Consider the following 24,782-nt stretch of genomic DNA (forward strand, 5'->3'; position numbering starts at 1 on the left):
CGTTCGGTGGGCGGTCAGTCGCCCGCGCCGCACAGCGCGTGCTCGATCAGGGCCTCGGCCGCCTTCTCCTGCGCGACGACGTGCTCCAGGGAGTCCCCGCGCGCCTCCGACATCGAGACCACCGCGCTGCGCCGACCGTCCCCGGTGACGCCGTTGAGGGTGATGTAGCCGCCGTCGCCGCCCTCGTGGCTCCAGTACGTCCCCGTCCTGCCCCCGCCGCAGTCCAGCGGGATCCCGACCAGGCCCAGCCCGTACCGGGTGCCCTTCGGCCACATCGCGGCGGCCTGCGGGTTCCCGGAGACGTCCACCCCGTCCTTCATCGCGGCCAGCTGACGGGCCGGCAGCAGGCGCCCGGAGAGCAGCGCGCGGAAGAAGGCGTTCTCGTCCCGGGTCGTGGTGACCCACGACAGCTCGGAGGAGACCGGGACCTGCACGGTGACGTCCTTCTCGGCGCCGGGGCCGTAGAACTCGTAGGCCCGGGCGTGCGGTCGGGGCAGGGTGGGCGTGGTGCCCGTCCACCGGGTCCGGCTCAGGCCGAGGGGTCGCAGGACGCGGTCCTCGACCTCGAGGTGGGAGGGACGGCCGGTGGCCCGCTCGATGACCAGGCTCAGCATGACGTAGCCGGTGTTGGAGTAGCTCCAGCCCTTCGCCGGCTCCTGGTTCATGGCGCGGGCGACCAACTCCTCGGAGCTGTAGCGCAGGAAGCGCTGCTCGTCGTACTCCTTCGCCGTGCGGTACCCGGGCAGGCCGGCGTCGGAGATGCCGCCGGTGTGCTGGAGCAGGTCGCGCAGGGTGATGCGGGCGGGGTCGTAGTCCTTGCCCCAGGGCACGTCCGGCAGCCACCGGCCGACCGGGTCGTCCAGGGACAGCCTGCCCTCGGCCTCCAACTGCAGGACCACCGTGGCGATCAGCGTCTTGGACGTACTGGCCATCCGGAAGTAGCCGTCGGGGGACACCGGGCGCCCGGTGCGCAGATCGGCCGTGCCGGCGGTGGCCACCGACGAGCGGCCGTCCGGGCCGACCGTCCGGGCCTGCACGCCGCTGATCCCCAGGGCGTGGATCGCCGCCACGTCCCGCTGCAACTGCTGGGCGGGGGAAGGGGCATGGGCGGGCCGGGCGGAGGCGGTGGCCGTGCCGGTGGCGAGCAGCACGGCGACACCGGCCGCCACGGCGAGGTGCTTCCGAAGATTCGAGGTCATGTCCGGACGCTAACCATTTCCGGCCCGTGGCGGGGCGTGCTCGGGTTTGCCTCAGGGGGGATTGGGGGGATGTCCCCATGGCATCGGCCGCGAAGGGCGTAAAGGTCTCCAATTCCCTTTTGTGGAAACGAAAATGAGGGTTCTTTGGGGGATTCTTCTCGGGGTTGACCCTGATGCCGGGCCGCTCGGCGCGCCCCGACACTCGGGGCATGCGCATCACCCGGGCCGGTTGGGCCCTCATGACGGTGCTCTCCACCCTGATCGTCCTGCTCTCCGCCAAGTACGCCGGCCTCGACCCGGACGACTTCCTCAGCGAGCAGCGCGACACCTACCTGCGCCACGAACTCGCGCTCGGCGTCCACATATCCGGCGCGATCGTCGCGCTGGCGGTGGGGCCGTGGCAGTTCTGCGCCCGCCTGCGCCGGCGTTGGCCGCACTGGCACCGCCGGATCGGCGTCCTCTACCTGCTGGGCTGCCTGGTCGGCGGGATCGGGGCGCTGTTCCTGGCGCCGCTCGCCTACGGGAACGCGGTCTCCCGGCTCGGCTTCGCCTGCCTGGGCGTGGCCTGGCTGATCACCGGCGGCATCGGACTGCGGATGATCCTGCGAGGCCGGGTCGAGGGCCACCGCCGGTGGATGGTCCGCAGCTTCGCCCTCACCTTCGCCGCCGTCACCCTGCGGCTCATGCTGGTCGCCGCCCTCGCGGCGGGCCTGGACTTCCGCACCTGCTACCTGGTGATCGCCTGGCTGTGCTGGGTGCCCAACCTGCTGCTGGCCTGCTGGTTCACCCGTCTGCGCCCGGTACGGCAGGTGAGCTGACCGGGCGCAGGGGAGCGCCCCGGACCCGGGGTGGCGGGTCCGGGGCGCTCAGGTCTTCGTCAGGGGGTGGTGCAGACGGCGGAGGCGCGGATGGACTCGTCCACGGTGTTGGTGTTGGTGCCGCGGGCGAACCAGTAGCTGCCGCTCGGGAAGGAGTCGGTGAAGAAGATCTTGATCCCGCTGGTCTGGCCGCCGCCGCCGGTGGGCACCTGGCCGGAGGGGCAGGCGACGAGGGCGACCCCGTTCGAGCCCGGGGGCACGACGACCCAGTCGCCGAAGACCTGCGCGTGCGCGGCCAGCAGCGAGGGGTTGGCGGCGGTCGGGTCGTTGGGCATGGCGACGGCCGGCTTCCCGACCGGCTTGTCGTCGGGGGCGGGCTTGTTGTCGGCGACCGCCGTCGCGGTGCTGCCGGCCAGGACGATGGTCGCGGCAAGGGCGGTCAGGACGAGGGGCTTCATGCGGGCCATGCGTGGTCTCCTGGGACGTCGGGTTTCGGCTTCGTCGGCGGAGGGTGGGTTCCCGCGCCGCAGTCGATGCGTACTCGAACTGCCTCGGGTGTTCCCGGAGGGCGCGGTGGCCCGTTACCCGGGCGGAGGAACGCCGGCGCTCGGCCGGGCTAGCGGGTAGCGGGTGTGGCGTCCGGCCTTGACCTCCAGTGGACTTGAGCTCCTAGGGTCGGCCGGGTGATCTTCACTGAGACAGAACGCGCCTACCTCGCCGCCCAGCCGCTGGCCCGGCTGGCCACCACCGGCCCCGATGGCGGTCCGCAGGTCCGCCCGGTGGGCTTCCGGCTCAACGCCGACGGCACCATCGACATCGGCGGGCCCGCCATGGCCGACAGCCGCAAGTACCGCAACGCCCGGGACCGTCCCGAGGTCTCCGTGCTGGTGGACGACATGGCCCCGGCCGACGACCCGGTCGCCGCCGGGTGGGGGCGCGGCGTCGAGATCCGGGGCCGGGCCGAGGTGCTGGCCGTCGACGTGCCGCCGGTGGCGCCCGACCGCTTCAGCCGGGACATCGTCCGCGTCCACCCCCGGCGGATCGTCACCTGGAATCTGGAGTCGCGGGGGAGCGCGGCCCGCGACGTCGGGTGACGGCCGGGGAGTGGGAAGTCGGTCCGTCCGACGTCCCACTCCCCGGCGGCACGCGCCCTACCGCCGGGGCCGCAGGCCGAGGTCGGAGAGCGGCAGTCCGAGGTGGGCGAGCTTGTCGGGGTTGTTGACCGCGTGGAAGGCGCGGATCGCGCCGTCGGCGATGTCGAGTGCGATGACGCCGGCGACGCGCCCCCGGGGGTCGAGCCAGAGGGCGCCCGGGCGGCCGTTGACCAGGACCGGCTTCCGGGAGATGCCGAGCTCGCGGTTGCGGCCGAAGCCGAACATCAGCAGCTGGGCGACGCGCTGCAGGCCGGCCACCGACCGGCCCACGGAGCGGGCCTTGCCGCCGCCGTCGCCGTGGAAGACCACGTCGGGCGCCAGCAGTTCCAGCAGGGCCTCCAGGTCGCCGCCCTCGGTGGCGGCGAAGAAGCGGCGGGCCAGCTCCTCGCCCTCCGCGCGCCGCCGCGGCGCGGGCCCGGCGTCCGGGGCCGCGGGGGCCAGGTGCTTGCGGGCCCGGGCGAAGATCTGACGGCAGTTCGCCTCCGACCTGCCGGTCATCGCCGCCACCTCCGGGTAGCCGTACCCGAAGGCCTCGCGCAGCAGGAACACCGCCCGCTCGGCGGGGGAGAGCGCCTCCAGCATCAGCAGGAACGCCATCGACAGCCGCTCGGCCACCTCGGCGTGCTCGGCCGGGCCGTCCGGGCGCTCGGCGAAGGCGACCACCGGCTCGGGCAGCCACTCCCCGACGTAGCTCTCGCGCCGCACCCGCGCCGACTTGAGGTGGTTGATGCCCAGGCGGGTCACGGTCGTGGTCAGGTACGCCTTCGGGTTGTCGACCGTCGTTCCGGCCAGGCCGGCGCGGGTCAGGCCGAGGAAGGTGTCCTGGACGAGGTCCTCGGCGTCGCCCACCGAGCCCGTCATCCCGTAGGCGATGGAGAACAGCAGCGGCCGGTACCCCGCCGCGTCCGCCGCCGTCGCCGCCGCGTCCGCCGCCGGTTCCGTCATGGAAGTCCCCCTCTCCGGCGCCCCGCCGTCGGGTGGCGCACGTCACATCCGGGGCCTGTCACAGACCGCCGGGCTGCCCTGTCTTCATGGGCAGCAACGGACAACGTACCGAGGAGCACACCATGGAAGCCCGCCTGAACCCCTTCGCCAGCCCCGTCCTCGGCAAGGTCTTCAAGCACTTCATCGCCGCCAGCAAGGCCGTCACCGACGACGTCCTGCCGTACACCACCCAGGAGCTGGTGCGGCTGCGCGTCAGCCAGATCAACGGCTGCGGCGCCTGCCTCGACATGCACTTCAAGGAGGCCGTCCACGCCGGCGAGGACCCGGTGCGCCTCAACCTGGTCGCCGTCTGGCGGGAGGCGACCGTGTTCACCGACGCCGAGCGGGCCGCCCTGGAGCTGGCCGAGGAGGGCACCCGGCTGGCCGACGCGGCGGGCGGGGTCAGCGACGAGGTGTGGGCGAACGCCGCCAAGCACTACGACGAGGAGCAGCTCGCCGCGCTGGTCGGCGTGATCGCGGTCATCAACGCCTTCAACCGGGGCAATGTGATGATCGGTCAGCCCGCGGGCGGCTACGAGGTCGGCATGTACAGCCACTGAGCCGGTGTGGCGCGGGGCGGGTGGGCGGGCGGGGCTGTCACGATCCTTGCCGTCGCAGTTCGCGGGGGAGTGAGGGAGGACGCCATGTCCGAGGAGATGCCGCGCCGGATCGTCCTGGTCCGCCACGCCAAGGCCGAACGGCCCGACGAGTTCGACGGGGAGGACCACGGGCGCCCGCTCGCCGAGCGGGGCCGCAAGGACGCCCCCGTGCTCGGCCGCTGGCTCGCCGGCGCGGGCCTGGCCCCCGACCTCGCGCTGGTCTCCACCGCCCTGCGCACCCGCGAGACCTGGGAACTCGCGGCCGCCGAGCTGGCGACCAAGCCGAGGACGGTCTTCGAGGACCGGCTGTACGAGGCGAGCCTCGGTGAGCTCATCGGGGTCCTCAACGAGGTGTCCGACGAGGTCCAGGACGTGGTCGTGGTCGGCCACAACCCGGGCGTCCACGCGCTGGCCGACGCCCTGGCGGGGGAGGCGGAGGGCGACCTGCTCGCGCGGATGAACCGCTCCGGGTTCCCGACGGCGGCCGCCGCCGTGCTGACGTTCCAGGGGAGTTGGAAGAGCGTCGAGCACGGCGCCGGGCGGCTGGCCGCCTTCTGGATGCCGCACGCCTGATGCTGAGGCTGATCAGGCCGGGCAGTCCGGTCAGGCCGGTATGAGCGCGTCCCACTGGTCGCGGGTCGGGCCGTCGTGGGTGGGCGTGAAGTCCGGGCGGGCGGCCAGCCAGGCGCTGACGCGCTCCTGCACCTCCTCGCTGCCGAACGCCTCGTCGGGGGTGCGCAGCAGGTGGCGGACCTGGGCCCGGGCGCGCATCACGACGGGGTCGTCGAAGGCGCAGGCGGCCTGGGCGGCGGCCCGCACGTCCGTGGACGGTTCGCTGTCGGCGAGGCGCTGTGCGCCGGTGCGGTCGGACGCCACCTGCGCGTCGAACCACCGGCGCAGGGCCCGCCTCGTCCAGGCGTGGTAGCCGGTGGGGTCCGCGGCGATCTCCTCGACGTGGGTGGCGAGGTGCTGGGCGGCGAGCAGGCCCAGCGCCACGCCGTGGCCCAGGGTGGGGTTGGTGTGGATGAGGCTGTCCCCGGCGTTGACCAGGCCGGTGACGACGGGTCCGTCGTCGTCCGCGAGGGAGGTCCAGCGGTTGTCCAGCCCGGCCATCGCCAGGACCGGCGAGCGCGGCTCGGGGTCCAGGTCGAGCCAGGCGGCGGTGGCGGGGAAGCGGCGGGCGGCGGCCTCGAACACGGCCGGGTCGGTGAGCGCGCCGCGGGTGCGGTCCGCCGTGGAGAGCACCACGTTGACCGCGAAGGTGCCGTTGTCGGAGGGGAAGACGCCGGCGAGCGCGAACGGTGCCGCCGAGCCGGGCCTGATCCGCCCCGGGCCGCGGGGGCCGTCGGGGCGCAGCCGGTACCAGCGGCACAGGTAGGCGATCCCGGCGCGGTGGCTCTCCACCACGGGCGGGCGGGCCCCGGCCGCCACCAGCCAGGCGGGCACCGGCGAGCGGCGGCCGCAGGCGTCGACGACGAGGTCCGCCCCGTACGTCTCCTCGCCCACCCGTACGCCGGTGACCCGGGGCGGCCGCCCGTCCCGGACGGCGAGGGCGCTCACCCGCCGGCCCCGGCGCACCTCGACGGTGGGCTCCCGCCGCACGGCGGCGGTCAGGGCGGCCTCCAGCACGATGCGGCGGGTGCGCAGCGTCACCAGGTCCTCGTCGCCGGCCCGGTGCGGCGGGTGCTCGCCGAACCAGTCGAAGTCGTGGTACTCCTCGGCGCCGCGGGCCAGCAGGTCCGCGTAGACGTCGGGGGCCTCGGCGTGCAGCACGGTGCGCACGGGGGCGAGGAAGGAGTGCGGCTGGACGGCCTGCGGGACCCGGGGGCGGTGCCAGCGGTAGAAGTCGTGTTCCGGGTCCTCCCCGGCCTGCCGGACGTCCTGTTCGAACAGGGTGACCTGGTGTCCCCGCCGTCCCAGCATCAGCGCCGTCCCCAGCCCGCTGATCCCGCCACCCATCACCGCAACCCGCGCCATCCGGCTTCCCTCCGCGTCGTGTTGCGGGCCGAGCCTACCGCCCGGCCGGTTCCGGTCCGACACCAGGTCAGGGCATGTGGCGGAGGTCTCAGGGCCCCGGTCCCGGCGGCGCACTCCGGCGGCGGGCCCGCCGGGCGCCGGGGCCGACCTTCACGGATTCGTCACGCAATCGCGAACTCCGGTGTCGCGCGGCATCCCTGAGCCCTATGGTGATCCCGGACCTGGGCGGGGGCCGGTCCGGTCGGAGTGGCAACGGCGCTTGGGGGACACATGGGCGAGTGGGACGGATTCCTGGCGGAGGACCACACCGTGGCGGAGAGCGGCGCCTCGTTCGCCTACGCGGAGACCGAGGCCGTCGCGGTCGAGGAGCACGCGGAGTTCACGGCCGAGACCGAGGTCGAGGTCCACGCGGTCCAGGTGGTGGAGGCCGTCCAGGTGGTGGAGGTCGACGTGGTGGAGGCGGTGGCGGTCACGGAGGTCGGTTTCGAGAGCTACCTGTCCGTGTCGGAGACCGATGTCGCCGTGGGGTCCTACGAGTCCCACGAGTCCGAGGCGTTCTACGGCGGCGAGGCGGCCCACGACAGCGACCCGGGGTACGACGCCGACACCGGGCGCGACGGCCAGGACCTGATCTGACGCTGCCCCAGGCCCACCGCGCCCGGCGCCGGGTGGGCTGACCCTCCCCGCCTGCCGCCACCGGAGGTGCCGTGGCCCCCTCGATCACCCTGGACGCCGAACGCCGGATCGCGGCCGCGCCGGAGCGGGCCCGCGCGGCCGTGGTGGCGGTGCTCCAGCGCTCCGGCTTCCAGCTCACCGCGGACCTCGCCACCGTCATCGAGGCCCAACGCGGCTCCGCCGTACGGGCGGTGATGATGGTGGCGGACCAGGTGCCGGTGCTGGCGCGGATCAACGTGCTGCCCGACCCCGGGCCCGCCGTCGGGCCCGCCGTCGGGTCCGGGATCGAGCCCGAGCCCGGGTCCGGCCCCGGGCCGCAGGCGGCGCTGGTGCGGGTGCACTTCTCGGACCGGGCGCTGTCCGCCGTGGTGGTCGGGGTGCAGGAGCCCTTCCAGCAGGCGTTCCTGTCGACCCTCGCCGCCTTCGACAAGGCGCTCGCCGACCTCGTCCCCGGGACCGCCCCCGGCGCCTTCCCCGCCCCGAACCTGTGGGCGCGCCAGCGCAGTTCGGACGTCGCCGAGCGCGGCCACGCCGCCGGGCAGCGCCTGGTCGACGGGGCCTCCTCGGTGCTGTCCGGCCGCCTGTCCGGCGCGCCGAGGAGCAGCGGCCCGGCGGGCTGGGCGGGCATCACCCACGTCCGGTTCGTCTCGGACGCGGGCCAGGCGGTGCTCGGCATGCCCGCCGTCGGCGCGCTGCTGGCGGTCCCCGCGCTGATCGGCTCCGAGCGGGTGTCCGCGGGCGGGGCGCCCTCGCTGCCGGACGCGCTGCGCGCCAAGGTGCTCGACCTCGCCGCGCTGATCGAGACCAGGCTCTCCCAGGGTGGCGCCTACGGGCCGCAGACCGTCCACGTCCCGGACGAGCACCGGCTGACCTTCCAGTTCCTGTGGCAGCAGGCGGCGATCCGCTCCCAGCTGCCGGTGCGCACGCTCTGCGTCTGCCGGGACTGCAAGCACCCCAAGGTCGTCAACCTGGACCTGAAGCGGCTGCGGGCCAGGAACCGCAACCTCAAGATGCTGGCGTCCGTGCTCGGCGTGACCGCGGGGCGCGACAACCCGAACCCCTTCCAGGTCTTCAGCACCGTCTTCCGCCAGGCCAAGCTGGAACCCGACTTCATCTGCACCCGCTGCGAGAGCACCGAGGCCGACGAGCGCCCCGTCACCTTCTGCCCCGGGTGCGGCGACCAGCGCGCCGAGGCCGTCCTCACCACCTGCGACAAGTGCCGGCACGACTTCCGCACCCCGATGCGCGGCGCGCGCATCTGGGAGGACGTTCCGGCGGCGCCCCCGATGCCGGCCGTGCCGCCGACCCCGCCGCCGCCGGTGGCCCCGCCCGCACCACCGACGCCGCACGCGCCGCCGACCCCGCCGATGCCCGCGGCCCCGCCGCCTCCCGCAGCGCCCCCGCCCCCGCCCCCGCCCCCGCCCGCGCCCGCCGTGCCGCCCGCCACCGGGTTCGGGCCCCCGTCCACCCCGTACCCGGCACCCGCACCCCCGACGGTGCCCTCCGCGCCCCAGCCGTGGACCACCCCGCCGCCGGTCAACCCGTACGCGCAGCCCGTCCCCGCCCCCGCCCCCGCGCCCCAGCCGCCCGCACGGCACTGCGCGATCTGCGGCCTGCCCTCCCCGGTGCTGTGGAGCGTGCAGGTCCCCCGCGAGGGCGGGGCCTGGCAGCGGCTGACGGTGTGCGCGACCACCCCGCGCTGCTCCCCGGCCTCCGCCACCGCGCCCGTGCGGGTGTGAACGGCGGGGCCGTTCAGCCCAGCGGCGCCGCTCGGCCCAGCAGCGCCGCGACCGCCGCCGGTGTCCAGTGGCCCGCCGCGCCGGGGCGGGTGGCGAGGTAGCCGGCGGTGCGCCAGGGCCCCCAGGCGTGGGACTCGGCCAGTCCGGCGGCCAGCGTGCGCAGGTACGAGGTGGAGGGGGCGTCGAGCGCGGCGCCGGCCAGGCCGTGGGGGGCGGTGAAGGTCAGCAGGGGGTGCCCGTCCAGGGCGCCGACGTGCAGCAGGGTCTCGTAGCGGCCCGGGCCCAGCGCGGCGCGCCCGTCGGCGAGCACCCGGGTGAGGTCGAGGTCGGCGCCGGGGGAGCGGCGCATCTCCTGCGCGGCGATGTCACTGAACTGACCGACCGTCACCAGATAGGCACGGCACGGCACTTCGCCGTGCGCCGTCGGGTCGTAGAAGGCCGAGCCGCCGCCCCAGGCCGCTGACCGGCCGGCGAAGTACAGGGTGCCCGCCAGCGCGGCCGCCACCGTCCGGCGGGCGGGGCGCCGGTCGCGGCAGCCGGGGTGGGTGTGCGCCGAGCCGTCGGGGCGGCCGCCGCGCAGGTAGCAGGCGAGGCGGGCGGCGTGCAGGTTCGAGCCGTACGCCACGTACCAGACGAGGTCCTCCCCGCCCGGGCTCGCACTCACGGCCCGCTCGCAGGACCGGGGACGCCGCGGCGGGCCGGCGCGCACCCGCACCGGACGGCCCGCCCGGGCGGCCCGAACAAAACCTCCCGATTCGGTAAAACCACCCCCACTGCCGGTACGGTGCCGGACGCGACGGTGTTCATCACTCCGCCCTCTCCCACCACACCCGCCCACCGCCGGGCGACTACCCTTCACCAGCGAAAATGCTCGAAAATCTCCGAATCGACATTCGATTCACGTGCCGCCGGCCCCGCGCGGCAACGATGATGAGAATTTCCTTTGACCGCACCTTCGCTGCATCCAGCGGACTCCCAGCGGAGTCATGGTGAGTGGGCGCGCCCGCCGGTGACCTCAGTGTCACCTCCCACCACCCCCGACACAGCCCGACCGCGCCCCCAGAACCACGGAGCCGAGGAACAACCCCCCATGGACGCACGCCACGACCAGGCCGGCCCAGGCACGCTGCACCGCCCCCACCCGGGCCCCGCGGCCGGCTGGCCGGTGGCCCAGCCCGCCCACCCCCGCAGCCTGCTCGACGTCATCGCCGCCACCGCCGACGCCCACCCCCAGGCACCCGCGCTCGACACCGGCGACACCGTCCTGGACTACCGCGCCCTGCTCCACGAGGCCGACACCCTCGCCGGCCGGCTCGCCGCCCACGGCATCGGCACCGGCGACCGGGTCGGCGTGCGCATCCCCTCCGGCACCGCCGACCTCTACATCGCGATCCTCGCCGTCCTGCGCTGCGGCGCCGCCTACGTGCCCGTCGACGCCGACGACCCCGACGAACGCGCCGAGATGATCTGGCAGGACGCCGCCGTCTGCGCCGTCATCGGCGCCGGCGCCCAGCTCTACGCCGGACCCGCCGCCCGGCCCTCGGGCCGCCCCGCCTGGCCCACCCCGGCCGACGACGCCTGGATCATCTTCACCTCCGGCACCACCGGCCGCCCCAAGGGCGTCGCCGTCACCCACCGCAGCGCCGCCGCCTTCGTCGACGCCGAGGCCCGCCTCTTCCTGCCCCACGCCCCCCTCGGCCCCGGCGACCGCGTCCTGGCCGGCCTCTCGGTGGCCTTCGACGCCTCCTGCGAGGAGATGTGGCTGGCCTGGCGCCACGGCGCCTGCCTCGTCCCCGCCCCCCGCTCCCTCGTCAAAGCCGGCACCGACCTCGGCCCCTGGCTCGTGGACCGCCGCATCACCGCCATCTCCACCGTCCCCACCCTGCTCGCCCTGTGGCCCCAGGAATGCCTGGACGCCGTACGCCTGATCATCGTCGGCGGCGAAGCCTGCCCCGCCGAACTCGTCGACCGCATCGCCACCCCCGGCCGCGAGTTCTGGAACACCTACGGCCCCACCGAGACCACCGTCGTCGCCACCGCCGCCCGGATGCTCCCCGGACAGCCCGTACGCATCGGCGCCCCCCTGGCCGGCTGGGAGATCGCCGTCGTCGACCAGGCCGGCCACCCCGTCCCCTGGTACGAGAGCGGCGAACTGCTCATCACCGGCGTCGGCACCGCCCGCTACCTCGACCCCGCCAAGGACGCCGAGAAGTTCAGCGCCCACCCCGCCCTCGCCTCACCCCGCGTCTACCGCAGCGGCGACCTGGTGCGCAACGACCCCGAAGGCCTCGTCTTCCTCGGCCGCGCCGACGACCAGATCAAACTCGGCGGCCGCCGCATCGAACTCGGCGAGATCGACGCCGCCCTCCAGGCCCTGCCCCACGTCCGCGCCGCGGCCGCCGCCGTCCGCAAGACCCCCGCCGGCGCCGACCTGCTCGTCGGCTACCTCGTCGCCCGGCCCGGCACCACCCCCGACCTCACCGCCGCCCGACAGCACCTGCTGGAGCGCCTGCCCGCCCCGCTGGTCCCCGTCCTCGCCCTCGTCGACTCCCTGCCCACCCGCACCTCCGGCAAGGTCGACCGCAACGCCCTGCCCTGGCCCCTGCCCACCACCGGCACCGCCGCCGGCGCCGAAACCCTCCACGGCACCGCCGGACGGCTCGCCGGACACTGGGAACGCCTGCTCGGCATCGCCCCCGGCCCCGGCGACGACTTCTTCGCCCTCGGCGGCTCCAGCCTCACCGCCGCCCGCCTCGTCTCCGAACTGCGCACCCGCCACAGCGGCGTCTCCGTCGCCGACCTGTACGCCCACCCCGTCCTGAGCGACCTGGCCGACTACCTCGACTCCCTCGACCCGGCCCCGCAGCCCGAGACCACCCCCGCCGCCGCGGCCCAGCGGCGCACCGTCCGCCGCACCCCCCGCACCGCCGCCCTGTGGCAGACCCTCCTGCTCCTCGGCATGTTCTCCCTCGCCGGGCTGCGCTGGATCCTCGCCCTCACCGCCCTCGACAACCTCACCGGCAACCACCTCGCCTGGGCCCCGCACAGCTCCTGGTGGCCCGTCGCCGCCGGCCTCCTCCTCCTCCACAGCGCCCCCGGCCGCACCCTGCTCGCCGCCACCGGCGCCCGCCTCCTCACCGCCCGCGTCCGCCCCGGCAGCCACCCCCGCGGCGGCCACGTCCACCTGCGGCTGTGGGCCGCCGAACGCTACACCGCCATGCTCGGCACCGCCGCCCTCACCGGCACCCCCTGGGCCGTGCGCTACGCCCGGGCCCTGGGCTGCCGCGTCGGCCCCGGCGTCCGCCTGCACACCCTGCCCCCCGTCACCGGCCTCGCCCGCCTCGGCGCCCACAGCTCCCTCGAACCCGAAGCCGACCTCGCCGGCTGGTGGCTCGACGGCGACACCCTCCACCTCGGCCACATCGACGTCGGCGAAGGCGCCCGCGTCGGCCACCGCGCCACCCTCATGCCCGGCGCCCGCATCGGCGCCCGCGCCGAGATCGCCCCCGGCACCTGCGTCACCGGCACCGTCCCGCCCGGCGAACACTGGCACGGCTCCCCGGCCCGCCCCAGCACCGAACCCCTCGCCGACTGGCCCGCCGCCGCCGCATCCTCCTCACGCGCCTGGAACCTCGCCTACGGCGCCGCCTTCGCCCTCCTCGGCCTCGTCCCGATCCTCTCCGCCCTCCCCGCCCTCGCCATCGTCTACCCGATGATCGACACCGACCGCACCCTGGCCGACGCCCTCCTCCAGCTCCTGCCCGCCACCATCCCCCTCGCCGCCCTCACCCTGCTCTGCCACGCCGCCCTCATAGCGCTCCTCGTCCGCCTGCTCTCCCGCCCGCTGCGCCCCGGCTTCCACCCCGCCGGCGGCCGCGTCGCCTTCTGCGCCTGGGCCGTCAGCCGCCTCGGCGACACCGCCCGGCGCACCCTCTTCCCCTTCTACGCCAGCCTCTTCACCCCCGTGTGGCTGCGCCTGCTCGGCGCCCGCATCGGACGCCGCGTCGAAGCCTCCACCGTCCTCGCCCTGCCCGGCCTGATGCGCGTCGACGACGGCGCCTTCCTCGCCGACGACACCCTCGTCGCCCCCTACGAGCTGCGCGGCGGCTGGCTGCGCCTGGGCCCCGCCCACGTCGGACGCCGCTCCTTCGTCGGCAACTCCGGCATCGTCGGCCCCGGCCGCCACCTGCCCGACAACTCCCTCGTCGGCGTCCTGTCCGACACCCCCGCCCACGCCCCCGAAGGCTCCTCCTGGCTCGGCCGCCCCGCCTTCGCCCTGCCCCGCGCCGCCGGCACCGGCGGCGAGGGCCGCACCTACGACCCGCCCCGGCGCCTGATGTGGGCCCGCGCCGGCGTCGAGGTCTGCCGGCTGCTGCCCGTCATCCTCGCCGCCCTCCTCGGCGACCTCGTCCTGGCCGCCCTGCAGTCGGTACGCGACGACTACGGGCTGGGCGCGGCCTGCGCCACCGCCGGACTCGTCCTGACCCTGGCCGCCGTCACCGCCTGCGCCGTCACCACCGCCGCCAAGTGGCTGCTGGTCGGACGCTTCCGCGTCGCCGAGCACCCGCTCTGGTCCCCCTTCGTGTGGCGCAACGAGCTCTACGACACCTTCGTCGAGGAACTCGCCATGCCCTTCGGCGGCTCCACCATCACCGGCACCCCGTACCTCAACGCGTGGCTGCGCAGCCTCGGCGCCCGCATCGGGCGCGGCGTGTGGTGCGAGACCCACTGGCTGCCGGAGAGCGACCTGGTCACCGTCGAGGCCGGGGCCAGCGTCAACCGCGGCACCGTCCTGCAGACCCACCTCTTCCACGACCGCGTCATGCGGCTGGGCCCCGTCCACCTCGGCGCCGGCTCCACCACCGGCCCGCACTCCGTCGTCCTGCTCAACTCCTCCCTCGGCGCGAACACCACCGTCGGGCCCGCCTCCCTCGTCATGCGCGGCGAGAACGTGCCCGGGGCCACCCGCTGGCTCGGCAACCCCGTCGCCGCGTGGAACGCCGACCCGACCCCGCCCGCCGGGCGCAGGCGGCGCCGGGCCGCGGCGGCGGCGGCGTGACGCAGGTCACGTTGTTCGAGCGATGAGTCGGCGGTGCGGTCACGGTCCTATCCCGTGAACGCACCGCTTCCGTTTGCCGGACCGAGAGGAAACAGACTCATGAGCATCGACTCCGTGAAGACCCCCGCGAAGGGCGGCCCCGCGTCCTACTTCCCGTCGATCGAGAAGAAGTACGGCCGCCCCGTGGAGGAGTGGAAGGACCTGATCCGCACCTCCCCGCTGGTCAAGCACATGGAGCTGGTCGCCTGGCTGAAGGCCGAGCACGGGCTCGGCCACGGCCACGCCAACGCCCTGGTCGCCCACACCCTGGCCGAGCGGAGCGCCTGAGCGCGTGCCCGCTCAGCCGCTGGAGGCCGCCGCGAGGGCGGGGGTGCCGCGGGGCGGACGGGCCGGGGCCGGGAGGGCGGCCCTGCGGGCGTGCAGGACGGCGGCGCCCAGCGGGAGGGGGGAGTGGCCCAGGAGTTCGAGCCCGGCGTCGGCGAGCAGCTGGCCGTAGTGGTCGGCGCGGCGCTCGCGGCCGCCGGTGTTGCAGCGCATGTGGAGGTCCCAGGCGGTGGCCAGGGAGAGCGACCCGTCGTCGGGCAGCAGGCGCTCGACGATGAGCAGGTCGGCGTGGGCGGGCATCGCGCGGGCGCAGTGGCGCAGGATCTCGCGGCAGCGCGCGTCGTCCCAGTCGTGCAGCACCCGGGACAGCAGGTAGACGTCCGCGCCCGCCGGGACGTCCGCGAAGTCGCCCGCCCGGTAGTCGCAGCGGGTGCCGCAGCCGGCCTCGTCCAGGCGGCGGCGGGCGGCGTCGACGACGTGCGGGCGCTCCAGCAGGATCCCGTGCAGGCCCGGGTGGGCGGCCAGGACGCGGCCGAGCAGTTCGCCGTTGCCGCCGGCGACGTCGACGACGGTGGCGGGGGTGGGGGCGCTCTCGGGGGCGGTGGTGCGGGCCGCGGCGGCCGCCAGGACGGGGTGGGCGGGCAGCGGTTCGAACATGGGGGAGCTCGCGGCCATGGACTGGTCGAACAGCCCGGCGAGTTCGGGGTCACGGGCGAAGTGGTCGAAGTGGTTCTCGCCGAAGAGGTGGTCGAAGGCGGGCCGCCCGGTGCGGGCGGTGTGCTCCAGGCCCGCGAAGGACTCGTAGAACGGGCCGCCGTACATCAGCGCCAGCGACCGCATCGACCCCGGGGCGTCGGCGCGCAGCAGCGCGGCGAGCCCGGTGAGGCGGAAGCCGTCCGGGTGTTCCGTCACCACGTCCAGCATGGCCAGGTAGCGCAGCAGCGCGGTGAGGGTCTCCGGGTCGGCGCCGACCCGCTCGGCCAGGGCCTCGCCGGTGGTGGCGGTGTCCGGGGCCAGGGCGTCGGGCAGGGCCAGGCGGGCGCAGACCGCCAGTGCCTGGGTCGTCCACGCGCCGGTGAACAGGTGCAGGAGGGTCTCGGCGGTCGCGGTCGCGGGCCGGTCGTTCGCGGAGCGGTGGCCGGGGTGGCCGCCGAGGTGCGCGGCGAGGATGTCGGGGTGGTCGCCGTGGGTGTGCAGCTCCAGCCGGCGGTAGGCGGCCCCGGAGGCGGCGGGCACGGTGAAGTAGAGGACGGTGCCGTCCTCGTGCGGGTTGTACCCGCCGCCGTCGGCGCGGGCGCCGTGCCGGGCCAGGAGCGCGCACAGGCCGCGCAGCACCAGCGGGTCCGCGGAGTCGACCTCGAAGGCGAGGTGCGCCTCGTGCCGGTGGGCCCGTTCGTGGGCGGCGACGGGGGCGAGCGGGGAGCCCGGCGGGACGGTCAGCGCGAACACCTCGACCTCCCGGTGCTCACGGCCGGGGCCGAGCGCGGTCGGGCGCAGGATCCGGATGTCGAGCCCGGCCGGGTCGTACCCGTGGCGCCGGGCCAGCCGCTCCCGGACGACGACGCTGGGCACCGGCGGCGCGTCGAAGGCCAGTCCGCAGTCGGCGAGTTGGGCGTGCAGGGTCGGCAGGTCGGGCGGGAAGACCAGGAGGGCGGCGTGCGCGAAGCGGCAGTGCCGGGCCAGTGCCCGCAGCTCCGGGCCGGCCAGGCCGGGCAGCAGCAGGGGGAGCAGGGAGGCGGTGTCGTGTTCCCGGACGAACGCGGCCGTGCGGCGCAGGCTGGTCGCGTCGTCCTGGGCGGTCGTGGGTGTGGTCGTCGTCATGAGGGTGTCCTCGGTGTGGCGCCGGGCGTGCGGCGCTGCGGTGCTGGGTTGCTGCGGTGCTGGGGGGCGGACCGGCCCGGTGGTCAGATGCCGACGTAGTTCTCGGCGAACCAGTCCTGGTGGGAGCGCGAGGTGCGCAGTGAGGAGATGCGGGCGCGGCGGATGGATTCGTGGAAGAACGATTCGTCATCGGACGGTCCGGGCCGCGCGTGCAGCAGCTGGACCATCCAGTGGGAGAACTCCTGGGCCCGCCAGACGCGCTCCAGGGCCTCGGCGGAGTAGCGCTCCAGCGCCCGGCCGTCGCCGTGGGCGAGGTCGTCGACCAGGGCGCGGGCGAGCAGTTCGGCCTCCAGGACGGCGAGGTTGGCGCCCTTGGCGGCGGCGGGGCTGATCAGGCCGGCGGCGTCGCCGGCCAGCAGCAGGGAGCCGTGGCGCAGCGGTTCGACGACATCGGATTCCAGGTCGACGACGGCGCGCTGGAGGATGCGGCCGCGGTGCAGCGGGCCGTGCTCGGGAGCGCGCATCCGGGTGTCGAGTTCGTCCCATATCCGCTCCTCGGGCAGCTCGCCGGCCCGGGTGCCGCGTTCGCACTGCAGGTAGTAGCGGGTGACCTGCGGGGTGCGGGCCATGTGCCCGGCGAAGCCGCGTCCGTGCAGCGCGTAGCCCACGGCGTCCAGGCTCGGCGGGGCCTCGGCGATCAGGCCGAGCCAGGAGACGCCGTGGTCGCGGCGGTGGTGACGGGCCGTCGGCGGCAGGGAGCGCCGGGACGCGCCGTAGCGGCCGTCGCAGCCGGCCACGTAGCGGGCCGTCCACTCGGCGGTGCCGTTCGTGTCGCCGCCGCCGCTTCGCGTGCCGCCGCCGTCCGGGGTGCGGACGGTGACCGTGGGCCGCGGCCCGTCGATGCCGTGCACGGCCAGGGCCTCGGTCTCGAAGTGGACGCGCCCGCCGGCGTCCAGGTACTGGTCCAGCAGGTCGCCGACCAGGTCCTGCTGCGGATAGACGGTGTGCTGCTCGCGCAGGCCGAGGCCGGCGTAGTCCAGGCGGAAGTGCCCGTCGTCGGTGCGGAATTCGCAGCTGCCGTGGAGCCGGCCGTCGCGGTGCAGGTTCCCGGACAGGCCGTGCCGGTCGAGGATCCGGACGGTGTTCGCGGCGAGGAAGCCCGCCCGGGCCCGGGTGCGGATGTGTACGGGGGTGGCGCGTTCCAGGACGGCGCAGTCGATCCCCTCGCGGTGGAGCAGGTTCGCGAGCAGGAGGCCGGCAGGTCCTGCGCCGAGGATGACAACATCGGCCGTGTTCCCGGCCGTTCGGGTGTTCTGACTCTTCGTCACGGGAAACGGATCATAATCGGCGCCGGATACATGGATCGCTGGAAATCGCCCGAAGCGGTGAATAGGCGGATGATCATGGCGTCCGGGCCGGTGGTCGCCGCGTCACGCTCTCGCACCGTGTTCCGGGACCGCCGGGGCGAGCGGGTGGACCCGGGGGCCGGGGCCGCCTGCGGCACGATCGGGAAGCAGGCGGCCCCGGCCCCGGGTACGGTTCCGTACGGGCGGGGCATCGACCGCGGGATTGCCCGTACGGCTGCGGTCGGGTGCCATTCGACAACTTCAACAGCACTTGAAGTCAAGCCCGGGGCCCGCCGCGGTCCCCGCCGCGGCCCGCCCCCGCGCGTCCCCGCCGCCCCGGCGCGGGGTAGCCTCGCTCACGGCGCGGGCCTGCGGACGGGCACGGACGAGGCGGACAGGGGCGGTCGATGACGGAGCAGCAGCGCGGCTACTGGCGGGTGTCGGATGATTCGGCGGTCAGTGCCACCCAGGCGCACATCGTGTGGACCAGGGCGGCCTACCCGGCCCTGGTGGAGGTGGCAGGCCGCTACCACGGCGTGATCACCTACGCGGACCTCGCCGAAGCGGTCCAGGAGGCCTCCGGGGTACGCACCCGGATCAACCAGCGGCACTGGATCGGCAAGGTGCTCTCCCTGGTGGTCCTCGAAGCCCACCGGCGCGGCGACCCGCCGCTGACGGCCCTGGTGGTGCACGCCGTCGACGGCAAGGTCGGCCCCGGCTACCAGGAGGTACTGGCGGTGGCCGGACAGCCCCCGCTGACCGAGGAGATGGACCGCGAACAGCACGCGGCCGCCGCCCGCCTGGCCTGCTACCGGCACTTCGGCGCCGACCTGCCCGCCGACGGCGGCACCCCCGCCCTCGCCCCGCGCCTGCGGGCCTCGGTGGAGCGCAAGGCCGCCGCCGTCGCCGAGGCCCGCCCGCCGGCGATCTGTCCGAACTGCTTCCTGCAGCTGCCCGCCACGCGGGTGTGCGACTCCTGTGGGGAGACCATCGCCCCCTGAGGAGCCTCCTGAGCGGGCCGGCGGGCCGCCGTCACCCGGCCGAGGCGCCCGCCGGCAGGCGCCCCGGCATCCGCCAGCCCTCGGCCAGGCGGGAGGGGGACAGCCGCCGGCCGTCCCCGAAGAACTCGCAGAACTTCATGATCAGCGGGTCCCAGCCCACCGGGTCCACGTAGTGGTCGCTGCCGGGCACGAGCAGACCCTCCTCGACGTGCGCCCGCACGACCTTCACCTCGAACGCGGTGCACCGGTCGTTGCCCGCCAGCGGCGTCGCCGCCTCCACCCGGCACTCCAGCTGCACCGGGCACTCCGCCGCCCGCGGCGCCCGCACCAGCTCGCCCGCCAGCTCCGTCAGCCCGGCCGCCTCGAACTTGCGCCGCTCATGGCGGTAGCCCTGCTCCCGCCTCAGCTCCGAGATGTCCGGACGGGCGGTCAGCAGCGCGAGGGCGTCCACGGCGTCCACCTGCGCCGAGGACGGCAGGTTCAGCACGCACTCGCCCTCGCGCCGCAGGTTGTCGGCGGTCTGGCTGGTGTTGCCCAGACCCAGCACGCAGGACTGCCCCAGCCACCACGCCGAGGACATCGGCGCGAGATTGGCGCTGCCGTCCTCGTTGCGCGAGCCGATCAGCACCACCGGGGTGCCGAAGTACAGGACCTTCAGGTCGATGACCTTGTGCACGGGAATCGTCGTCCTTGGGAGAGGGAACCGCTGTCGGTCACCGACTCTGCCCCCGCCCGGACGGGGGCGCTGGCGGTGATCGGACATCCAGTTGCCCCGGACGGACGTCCCGGCGGCCCCGCCGGGTCCGTCAGGCCGCGCCGTCCACCGGCCCGTGCGCGGCGACCTGACGGGCCTGGCCGTCCAGCAGCCGGTAGGACAGGCCCACCACGGCCACCTTGCCCTCCGCGACCTTCGACGCCAGCGCCTGGGAACGCTCCACCAGCAGGTCCACGGTCTGGCGGATGTGCACGTCCACGATCGCGTCCCGGTCCTCGATGCCCGCCGCCTTCGCCGACAGCACGCTCGGGGTCACCCGCTCCACCACGTCCCGCACGAAACCGCCCGGCAGCTGACCCTGCTCCAGGGAGTCCAGCGCCGCCGCCACCGCACCGCACGAGTCGTGCCCCAGCACCACCACCAGCGGGCACTCCAGCACGCTCACCCCGTACTCGATGCTGCCCAGCGCCTCCGCGCCGGTCACGTGCCCGGCGGTGCGTACCACGAACAGGTCACCCAGACCCTGGTCGAAGATGATCTCGGCGGCCAGCCGGGAATCCGAACAGCCGAACAGCACCGCGAAGGGCCGCTGCGCCGGTGCGAGCGCGGCACGGCGCCCCGCGTCCTGGTTGGGGTGCTCGGGGTTGCTCGCGACGAACCGCGCGTTGCCCTCCATCAGCATCCGCAGCGCCTCGCGGGGGTCGGAGATCGGGTCGGATATCGGTGTGGGGATCATGCCTGCACCCTAGATCGCCACGGACGGCCCCCGCAGCCGGGGGTGACCGGTCTCTCACTCCCGGGCGGCAATCCGTTCCGCGACCGGCCACGAATCACCCCGCGAATCATCCCGCGAAGCCCCCCCGAATCACCCCGCGAAGCACCTGTAGAGCCGCAGACCCGTTGACCACTGAGACCGCCACCCCCGCGCACCGTACGAGGCCCCCGATGAGCACCGCCGTCGTCCTGTTCACCCAGGACCTGCGCCTGCACGACAACCCCGCCCTGCACGCCGCCCGCACCCGCGCCGACCAGGTCGTCCCGCTGTTCGTCCTCGACCCCGCCGTCGAACGGGCCGGCTTCGCCCCGCCCAACCGGCGGGCCTTCCTCGCCGACAGCCTCGCCGACCTCGACCGGGCCCTGCGCGCCGCCGGCTCCCGCCTGGTCCTGCGCCACGGCGACCCCGCCGAACAGACCGCCCGCCTCGCCGCCGAATGCGACGCCGCCACCGTCCACACCGCCGCCGGGGTCTCCGCCTTCGCCACCCGCCGCGAAACCGCCCTGCGCCGGGCCCTGGGCGAGCGGCTGCACCTGCACGACGGACTCACCGTCGTCCCCGCCGGCGCCCTCACCCCCGCCGGACGCGACCACTACGCCGTCTTCACCCCCTACCTGCGCGCCTGGCAGCGAACCCCGCACCGCCCCGTCCTGCCCGGCCACCTCACCCTCGCCACGCCCGACGGCCCGGCCGGCGACCCCCTGCCGCAAGCCCCCGCCGGCACCTCCCCGGACCTGCCGCCCGGCGGCGAAGCCGCCGCCCGCCGACGACTGCGCGCCTGGGACCCGGACCACTACGACCACCTCCACGACGACCTCGCCGCCGACGCCACCTCCCGCCTCTCGCCCTACCTGCACTTCGGCTGCCTCTCCGCCCGCGAACTCGCCCACCACGCCGCCGCCCACGGCGGACCCGGCGCCGACGCCCTGGTCCGCCAGCTCGCCTGGCGCGACTTCCACCACCAGGTCCTCGCCGCCCGCCCCGACGCCGCCCACGCCGACTACCGCCCCCGCGGCACCCGATGGCACCACGACGAACAGGAACTACGGGCCTGGCGCGAAGGCCGCACCGGCTACCCCGTCGTCGACGCCGGCATGCGACAGCTCGCCCACGAAGGCTGGATGCACAACCGCGCCCGCCTCATCACCGCCTCCTTCCTCACCAAGACGCTGCGCCACGACTGGCGCCCCGGCGCCGCCCACTTCCTCCACCTCCTGGTCGACGGCGACCTCGCGAACAACCAGCTCAACTGGCAGTGGATCGCCGGCACCGGCAACGACACCCGCCCCAACCGCGTCCTCAACCCCCTGCGCCAGGCCGAGCGCTACGACCCCGACGGCGCCTACGTCCGCCGCTGGCTCCCCGAACTCGCCCACCTCCCCGGCCGCACCGTCCACCAGCCCTGGACCCACGACGGACCCCTCGACTACCCGGCCCCCCTGATCCCCCCGGACGCCCTGAACGCCCGTATGCACGCGGAGCGGTGACGGGCGGGGTGACGGGGCGGGGTGACGGGGCGGGGTGACGGGGCGTTCGCCGGCCGCCGGAATGACGCTTCCTCAGGTCCACCCGTACTGCCAGAATCCGCGGGTGAAACACACGACCCACCGTCTCACCACCGCGCAGCAGCGGCGCCAGTGGATCAGCGGACCGCTCTTCCTGGCGGGCTCGGCCTACCTCCTGCACCTCGTCCTCAGCCGGCCGCTGAACGAACGGACCGCCCTGGTCGGGATCCTGTTCGTCCCCCTGCTGGCCGTCATCGGCACCGCCCACCTGCTCGCCCTGCGCACCAGCGTGAGCTTCGACGGGCACGAACTGTGGTGGACCCCCCTGTGGGGCGGCCGCAAGCGGGTCGCCTGGACGGACGTCACGAACGCCGAGGTGGTGAAGAAGAACGAGCGCGCCAACGCCCCGGACGTCGTACGGATCACGCACCGGGTCCACGGCGTGCGCACCCTGCCGGTGCTGATAGGCCTCCCGGGCACCTGGCGGGACCCCGACTTCGAGGCCAAGGCCGCCGGCCTCGTCACCGCCTGGCACACCGCCACGGCAGCGGCCACGCCAGCGGCCGCGACGTAGGACCGCACGCCCCGGACAGCCTGCCGCCCACGGGCACCCCGTCCCCGGGCGCCGGCGTCAGGCGGTGGCCGTGGGGGCGGTGGCCGTCGGGGTGGGTGAGGCCGCGCCGGCGGGCGGGGCCTGGCAGGGGAGGGTGACGGCGACGCCCACGCCCTGGCCCGGCTTCGTCCCGGCTGTCGGAGGGGGTGGGTACGGTGGCAGGTGTGTCCACCAGTGAAACCCGTCCGGCCCGCCTCCCCGTCGCCGACCTCGTGCGGCTGCGGCAGGCCCGCGACCGGATGGACCGCGACTACGCGCAGCCGCTCGACGTGCCGGCGCTCGCCCGTACCGCGCTGATGTCCTCCGGGCACTTCTCGCGCAGCTTCCGCGCCGCCTACGGGGAGACGCCGTACAGCTACCTCATGACCCGCCGGATCGAACGGGCCAAGGCGCTGCTGCGGCGCGGGGACCTGAGCGTCACCGACGTGTGCATGGCCGTGGGCTGTACCTCGCTGGGCTCCTTCAGCACCCGCTTCACCGAGCTCGTCGGGGAGAGCCCCAGCGCCTACCGGGCCCGCGACCACGGCGACGGCGCCGCGATCCCGGCCTGCGTCGCCAAGGTCCGCACCCGGCCGGTGCGGCGCCCGGGGCCGGGAACGGGAACGGGGTCGGGATCCGGTACCGGTAGCGGCGCCGGACCGGGCTCTCCCGTAGCGTGACGGTCATGAGCATCGAACTCGCGCAGTGCTTCATCGCCGTCGACGACCACGACAAGGCCCTCGCCTTCTACCGCGACGTCCTCGGCTTCGAGGTGCGCAACGACGTCGGCTTCGAGGGCATGCGCTGGGTCACCGTCGGCTCGCCCGACCAGCCCGGCGTCGAGATCGTCCTGGAACCCCCGCTCGCCGACCCGCACGCCTCCGAGGACGACCGCCAGGCCGCCGCCGAACTCCTCGCCAAGGGCCTGCTGCGCGGCGTCATCTTCCGCACCGACGACTGCGACGCCACCTTCGAACGCATCCGCTCGGCCGGCGCCGAGGTCCTCCAGGAGCCCATGGACCAGCCCTACGGCGTGCGCGACTGCGCCTTCCGCGACCCGTCGGGCAACATGCTCCGCTTCAACCAGCCGCGCACCGCGTAGCGCCCCAGGCGCAGCGTCAGAGGCAGCTTCAGGACCGGTGCAGGAAGCCGGTCACCGTCGCGGCGTAGTCCCGCGGGTGCGTCACATGGGGGATGTGGCCCGCGCCGGGGTAGGTGTGCCGGTCTGCTCGTGGTGCAGCGGCACGTCACCGGCGTCGAACCGGGGCATGGCGGCCACCCTTCTCGCGGCGGGTCCCCCTGCTGCCGGCCTTCCACGGGCGACAGCTCCCCGCCCGGTTCCCGCCCGGGGTGCGGGCGGGGGTGCCGGCGGGCCGGTCCGGTCCACCCCCGTGGGGCCGGTCCGGGCCTCGCCGGGGTCAGGGTTTTCGCCGGGGTCAGGGCCTGTTGGGGTCGGGGGCGGGCAGGCAGGCCCGTACCAGCAGGGCGGCGGTGAGGGCGGGCAGGACCGGCCAGGGCAGCACGCCGACGGTGGCGGCGATGCCGGCCGGGCCGAGGACGGGCAGCGTGCTGGCCAGGCCGAGGGGCGGGCGGGGGCGCCCCGGCTTCGTGAGGTCGGCGGGGGCGGCGGGGCCTTCGGGGCCGGGGCCGGGGGCGGCGGGGTCGGTGGTGGTCACGAGTCCTCCCGGGCCCGGTCGAGGTAGGTGCGCAGGTCGGCCCATTCGTCGGCGGGGGCGTCGGGGACGCCGGACATCGCGGCGGGCTCCTCGCGCCAGGCGGTGCGGACGGCCGCCGACAGGCTGGTGTCGCCGCCGCTGAAGAGGCGGCTGAGCTCGTCGAGGCGGTCGGCGATGCGGCGCACCCGGGGGTCGGTGGGGGCCACGCCGGCGGTGCGCAGGGCCTCGGCGCCGCGGTACAGCTGGGGCCATTCGACGTCCAGCAGGTAGTGGGCGGCGGGCCCCAGGGCGGCGGCGTGGTCGGCGAGGGCGTGGATCCGGTCCTCGTCGAGGTGGCGGTGCAGGGCCTCCCGGGCGGCGGGGGCGGTCGGGCCGGTGGCGCTGACGGCCCGCAGCAGGCGCAGCAGGTCGGCGGTGCCGGGGGCGCGTTCGGCGGAGAGTTCGGTGTGCACGTGGGCGAGGCGGTCGCGCAGCGTCTGCAGGGCGGCGAGGGAGGCCTCGGTGGCGGCGAGGTGCTCGCGCACCAGCCGGACCGGGTCGATGCCGGCGTCCAGGCAGGTGGCGATGGTGTCCAGGCCCAGGCCCAGGCGGCGCAGGGCGAGGATCTGGTAGAGGCGGACGACGTCCTGCTCGGTGTAGGCGCGGTGGCCGGAGGCGGTGCGCCGGGAGGGGCTGAGCAGGCCGATCTGGTCCCAGTGGTGCAGGGTGCGTACGGTCAGCCCGCTCGTCTCGGCGAGCGGGCCGACCTTCCAGGTCTGTTCGGTGGGCATGGCACGAGCATTCCTCCTGACGTCGCGTGAGGTGCAAGTCGGGGGGGGGGGGG

Annotated in this window: 24 protein-coding genes; 13 read left to right on the plus strand and 11 right to left on the minus strand. The window is 75.2% G+C overall.

Features of this window, described 5'->3' with window-relative positions:
- Positions 1-14: 14 nt before the first annotated feature.
- Positions 15-1,199, minus strand: coding sequence for a serine hydrolase domain-containing protein (locus tag IE332_RS34220; protein ID WP_189924223.1), 1,185 nt, complete (start codon positions 1,197-1,199; stop codon positions 15-17).
- Between the two features lie 209 nt (positions 1,200-1,408).
- Between IE332_RS34220 and IE332_RS34225 the strand changes: the two genes are divergently transcribed.
- Positions 1,409-2,017, plus strand: coding sequence for a DUF2306 domain-containing protein (locus IE332_RS34225; RefSeq protein WP_189924225.1), 609 nt, complete (start codon positions 1,409-1,411; stop codon positions 2,015-2,017).
- Positions 2,018-2,076: 59 nt separating this feature from the next.
- Here IE332_RS34225 and IE332_RS34230 read toward each other — a convergent pair whose 3' ends face one another.
- On the minus strand, positions 2,077-2,484 hold the full coding sequence (locus IE332_RS34230) for a hypothetical protein (protein WP_189924227.1): 408 nt from the start codon (positions 2,482-2,484) through the stop codon (positions 2,077-2,079).
- A 216-nt stretch (positions 2,485-2,700) separates the two neighbouring features.
- On the opposite strand from IE332_RS34230, the gene IE332_RS34235 reads away from it, so the two are divergent.
- Complete coding sequence (locus IE332_RS34235) at positions 2,701-3,111, plus strand: PPOX class F420-dependent oxidoreductase (RefSeq protein ID WP_189924229.1); 411 nt, start codon at positions 2,701-2,703, stop codon at positions 3,109-3,111.
- A 57-nt stretch (positions 3,112-3,168) separates the two neighbouring features.
- Here IE332_RS34235 and sigJ read toward each other — a convergent pair whose 3' ends face one another.
- Entirely contained in the window at positions 3,169-4,116 is a 948-nt protein-coding gene (gene sigJ / locus IE332_RS34240; RefSeq protein WP_189924231.1) for an RNA polymerase sigma factor SigJ, read from the minus strand.
- A gap of 122 nt (positions 4,117-4,238) precedes the next feature.
- Between sigJ and IE332_RS34245 the strand changes: the two genes are divergently transcribed.
- Both IE332_RS34245 and IE332_RS34250 read left to right on the plus strand, forming a co-directional pair.
- Entirely contained in the window at positions 4,239-4,715 is a 477-nt protein-coding gene (locus tag IE332_RS34245) for a carboxymuconolactone decarboxylase family protein (protein ID WP_189924233.1), read from the plus strand.
- Positions 4,716-4,799: 84 nt separating this feature from the next.
- Positions 4,800-5,327, plus strand: coding sequence for a SixA phosphatase family protein (locus tag IE332_RS34250; RefSeq protein WP_189924235.1), 528 nt, complete (start codon positions 4,800-4,802; stop codon positions 5,325-5,327).
- A 30-nt stretch (positions 5,328-5,357) separates the two neighbouring features.
- Here the strand turns inward: IE332_RS34250 and IE332_RS34255 are convergent, their stop codons facing one another.
- Positions 5,358-6,731, minus strand: a complete 1,374-nt coding sequence (locus IE332_RS34255; protein ID WP_189924237.1) for an FAD-dependent oxidoreductase — start codon at positions 6,729-6,731, stop codon at positions 5,358-5,360.
- Between the two features lie 270 nt (positions 6,732-7,001).
- Between IE332_RS34255 and IE332_RS34260 the strand changes: the two genes are divergently transcribed.
- A complete protein-coding gene (locus tag IE332_RS34260) occupies positions 7,002-7,367 on the plus strand; it encodes a hypothetical protein (RefSeq protein WP_189924239.1) in 366 nt (121 codons plus the stop codon).
- Positions 7,368-7,438: 71 nt separating this feature from the next.
- The gene (locus tag IE332_RS34265; RefSeq protein ID WP_189924241.1) at positions 7,439-9,145 is read left to right on the plus strand and encodes a hypothetical protein; all 1,707 of its coding nucleotides are present in this window, start codon (positions 7,439-7,441) and stop codon (positions 9,143-9,145) included.
- A 13-nt stretch (positions 9,146-9,158) separates the two neighbouring features.
- Here the strand turns inward: IE332_RS34265 and IE332_RS34270 are convergent, their stop codons facing one another.
- Positions 9,159-9,809 carry a histone deacetylase gene (locus tag IE332_RS34270; protein WP_189924243.1) on the minus strand — a complete coding sequence of 217 codons (651 nt, stop codon included), beginning with the start codon at positions 9,807-9,809 and terminating at the stop codon, positions 9,159-9,161.
- A 426-nt stretch (positions 9,810-10,235) separates the two neighbouring features.
- Between IE332_RS34270 and IE332_RS34275 the strand changes: the two genes are divergently transcribed.
- Complete coding sequence (locus IE332_RS34275; RefSeq protein WP_189924245.1) at positions 10,236-14,204, plus strand: Pls/PosA family non-ribosomal peptide synthetase; 3,969 nt, start codon at positions 10,236-10,238, stop codon at positions 14,202-14,204.
- A 99-nt stretch (positions 14,205-14,303) separates the two neighbouring features.
- Positions 14,304-14,531 carry a DUF4287 domain-containing protein gene (locus tag IE332_RS34280; RefSeq protein WP_189924247.1) on the plus strand — a complete coding sequence of 76 codons (228 nt, stop codon included), beginning with the start codon at positions 14,304-14,306 and terminating at the stop codon, positions 14,529-14,531.
- Between the two features lie 12 nt (positions 14,532-14,543).
- On the opposite strand, the gene IE332_RS34285 is transcribed toward IE332_RS34280, so the two are convergent.
- Both IE332_RS34285 and IE332_RS34290 read right to left on the minus strand, forming a co-directional pair.
- A complete protein-coding gene (locus IE332_RS34285; RefSeq protein ID WP_189924249.1) occupies positions 14,544-16,349 on the minus strand; it encodes a methyltransferase in 1,806 nt (601 codons plus the stop codon).
- A gap of 83 nt (positions 16,350-16,432) precedes the next feature.
- On the minus strand, positions 16,433-17,677 hold the full coding sequence (locus IE332_RS34290; protein ID WP_189924251.1) for a 4-hydroxybenzoate 3-monooxygenase: 1,245 nt from the start codon (positions 17,675-17,677) through the stop codon (positions 16,433-16,435).
- A 425-nt stretch (positions 17,678-18,102) separates the two neighbouring features.
- Between IE332_RS34290 and IE332_RS34295 the strand changes: the two genes are divergently transcribed.
- Positions 18,103-18,696, plus strand: a complete 594-nt coding sequence (locus IE332_RS34295) for a hypothetical protein (RefSeq protein ID WP_229929141.1) — start codon at positions 18,103-18,105, stop codon at positions 18,694-18,696.
- 31 nt (positions 18,697-18,727) lie between these two features.
- Here the strand turns inward: IE332_RS34295 and IE332_RS34300 are convergent, their stop codons facing one another.
- Together IE332_RS34300 and IE332_RS34305 are read right to left on the minus strand one after the other, a co-directional pair.
- Positions 18,728-19,372 carry a flavin reductase family protein gene (locus tag IE332_RS34300; protein ID WP_189924254.1) on the minus strand — a complete coding sequence of 215 codons (645 nt, stop codon included), beginning with the start codon at positions 19,370-19,372 and terminating at the stop codon, positions 18,728-18,730.
- Positions 19,373-19,502: 130 nt separating this feature from the next.
- A complete protein-coding gene (locus IE332_RS34305; protein WP_189924256.1) occupies positions 19,503-20,147 on the minus strand; it encodes a carbonic anhydrase in 645 nt (214 codons plus the stop codon).
- A 209-nt stretch (positions 20,148-20,356) separates the two neighbouring features.
- Between IE332_RS34305 and IE332_RS34310 the strand changes: the two genes are divergently transcribed.
- The 4 genes from IE332_RS34310 (at position 20,357) to IE332_RS34325 (ending at position 23,385) form a co-directional block, all read left to right on the plus strand.
- Complete coding sequence (locus IE332_RS34310; RefSeq protein ID WP_189924259.1) at positions 20,357-21,673, plus strand: cryptochrome/photolyase family protein; 1,317 nt, start codon at positions 20,357-20,359, stop codon at positions 21,671-21,673.
- Between the two features lie 103 nt (positions 21,674-21,776).
- Complete coding sequence (locus tag IE332_RS34315; RefSeq protein ID WP_189924261.1) at positions 21,777-22,265, plus strand: hypothetical protein; 489 nt, start codon at positions 21,777-21,779, stop codon at positions 22,263-22,265.
- Between the two features lie 278 nt (positions 22,266-22,543).
- Complete coding sequence (locus IE332_RS34320; RefSeq protein WP_189924324.1) at positions 22,544-22,963, plus strand: helix-turn-helix transcriptional regulator; 420 nt, start codon at positions 22,544-22,546, stop codon at positions 22,961-22,963.
- Between the two features lie 5 nt (positions 22,964-22,968).
- Positions 22,969-23,385: a VOC family protein gene (locus IE332_RS34325; protein ID WP_189924263.1), complete on the plus strand. Its 417-nt coding sequence runs from the start codon at positions 22,969-22,971 to the stop codon at positions 23,383-23,385.
- A gap of 334 nt (positions 23,386-23,719) precedes the next feature.
- Here IE332_RS34325 and IE332_RS34330 read toward each other — a convergent pair whose 3' ends face one another.
- The gene (locus IE332_RS34330) at positions 23,720-23,959 is read right to left on the minus strand and encodes a hypothetical protein (protein WP_189924265.1); all 240 of its coding nucleotides are present in this window, start codon (positions 23,957-23,959) and stop codon (positions 23,720-23,722) included.
- Positions 23,956-24,729, minus strand: coding sequence for a MerR family transcriptional regulator (locus IE332_RS34335; protein ID WP_189924267.1), 774 nt, complete (start codon positions 24,727-24,729; stop codon positions 23,956-23,958). Before IE332_RS34335 ends, IE332_RS34330 begins: the two co-directional genes overlap by 4 nt.
- Between the last annotated feature and the right edge of the window lie 53 nt (positions 24,730-24,782).

The sequence above is a fragment of the Kitasatospora xanthocidica genome (assembly GCF_014656195.1).
In the GTDB taxonomy this organism is placed as follows: Bacteria; Actinomycetota; Actinomycetes; order Streptomycetales; family Streptomycetaceae; genus Kitasatospora; species Kitasatospora xanthocidica.

Coding starts and splice junctions, on each gene's coding strand:
- IE332_RS34220 (WP_189924223.1), bottom strand. CDS start 1,199: ATGACCTCGAATCTTCGGAAGCACCTCGCCGTGGCGGCCGGTGTCGCC.
- IE332_RS34225 (WP_189924225.1), top strand. CDS start 1,409: ATGCGCATCACCCGGGCCGGTTGGGCCCTCATGACGGTGCTCTCCACC.
- IE332_RS34230 (WP_189924227.1), bottom strand. CDS start 2,484: ATGGCCCGCATGAAGCCCCTCGTCCTGACCGCCCTTGCCGCGACCATC.
- sigJ (WP_189924231.1), bottom strand. CDS start 4,116: ATGACGGAACCGGCGGCGGACGCGGCGGCGACGGCGGCGGACGCGGCG.
- IE332_RS34245 (WP_189924233.1), top strand. CDS start 4,239: ATGGAAGCCCGCCTGAACCCCTTCGCCAGCCCCGTCCTCGGCAAGGTC.
- IE332_RS34250 (WP_189924235.1), top strand. CDS start 4,800: ATGTCCGAGGAGATGCCGCGCCGGATCGTCCTGGTCCGCCACGCCAAG.
- IE332_RS34255 (WP_189924237.1), bottom strand. CDS start 6,731: ATGGCGCGGGTTGCGGTGATGGGTGGCGGGATCAGCGGGCTGGGGACG.
- IE332_RS34260 (WP_189924239.1), top strand. CDS start 7,002: ATGGGCGAGTGGGACGGATTCCTGGCGGAGGACCACACCGTGGCGGAG.
- IE332_RS34275 (WP_189924245.1), top strand. CDS start 10,236: ATGGACGCACGCCACGACCAGGCCGGCCCAGGCACGCTGCACCGCCCC.
- IE332_RS34280 (WP_189924247.1), top strand. CDS start 14,304: ATGAGCATCGACTCCGTGAAGACCCCCGCGAAGGGCGGCCCCGCGTCC.
- IE332_RS34285 (WP_189924249.1), bottom strand. CDS start 16,349: ATGACGACGACCACACCCACGACCGCCCAGGACGACGCGACCAGCCTG.
- IE332_RS34295 (WP_229929141.1), top strand. CDS start 18,103: ATGACGGAGCAGCAGCGCGGCTACTGGCGGGTGTCGGATGATTCGGCG.
- IE332_RS34305 (WP_189924256.1), bottom strand. CDS start 20,147: ATGATCCCCACACCGATATCCGACCCGATCTCCGACCCCCGCGAGGCG.
- IE332_RS34310 (WP_189924259.1), top strand. CDS start 20,357: ATGAGCACCGCCGTCGTCCTGTTCACCCAGGACCTGCGCCTGCACGAC.
- IE332_RS34320 (WP_189924324.1), top strand. CDS start 22,544: ATGGACCGCGACTACGCGCAGCCGCTCGACGTGCCGGCGCTCGCCCGT.
- IE332_RS34325 (WP_189924263.1), top strand. CDS start 22,969: ATGAGCATCGAACTCGCGCAGTGCTTCATCGCCGTCGACGACCACGAC.
- IE332_RS34335 (WP_189924267.1), bottom strand. CDS start 24,729: ATGCCCACCGAACAGACCTGGAAGGTCGGCCCGCTCGCCGAGACGAGC.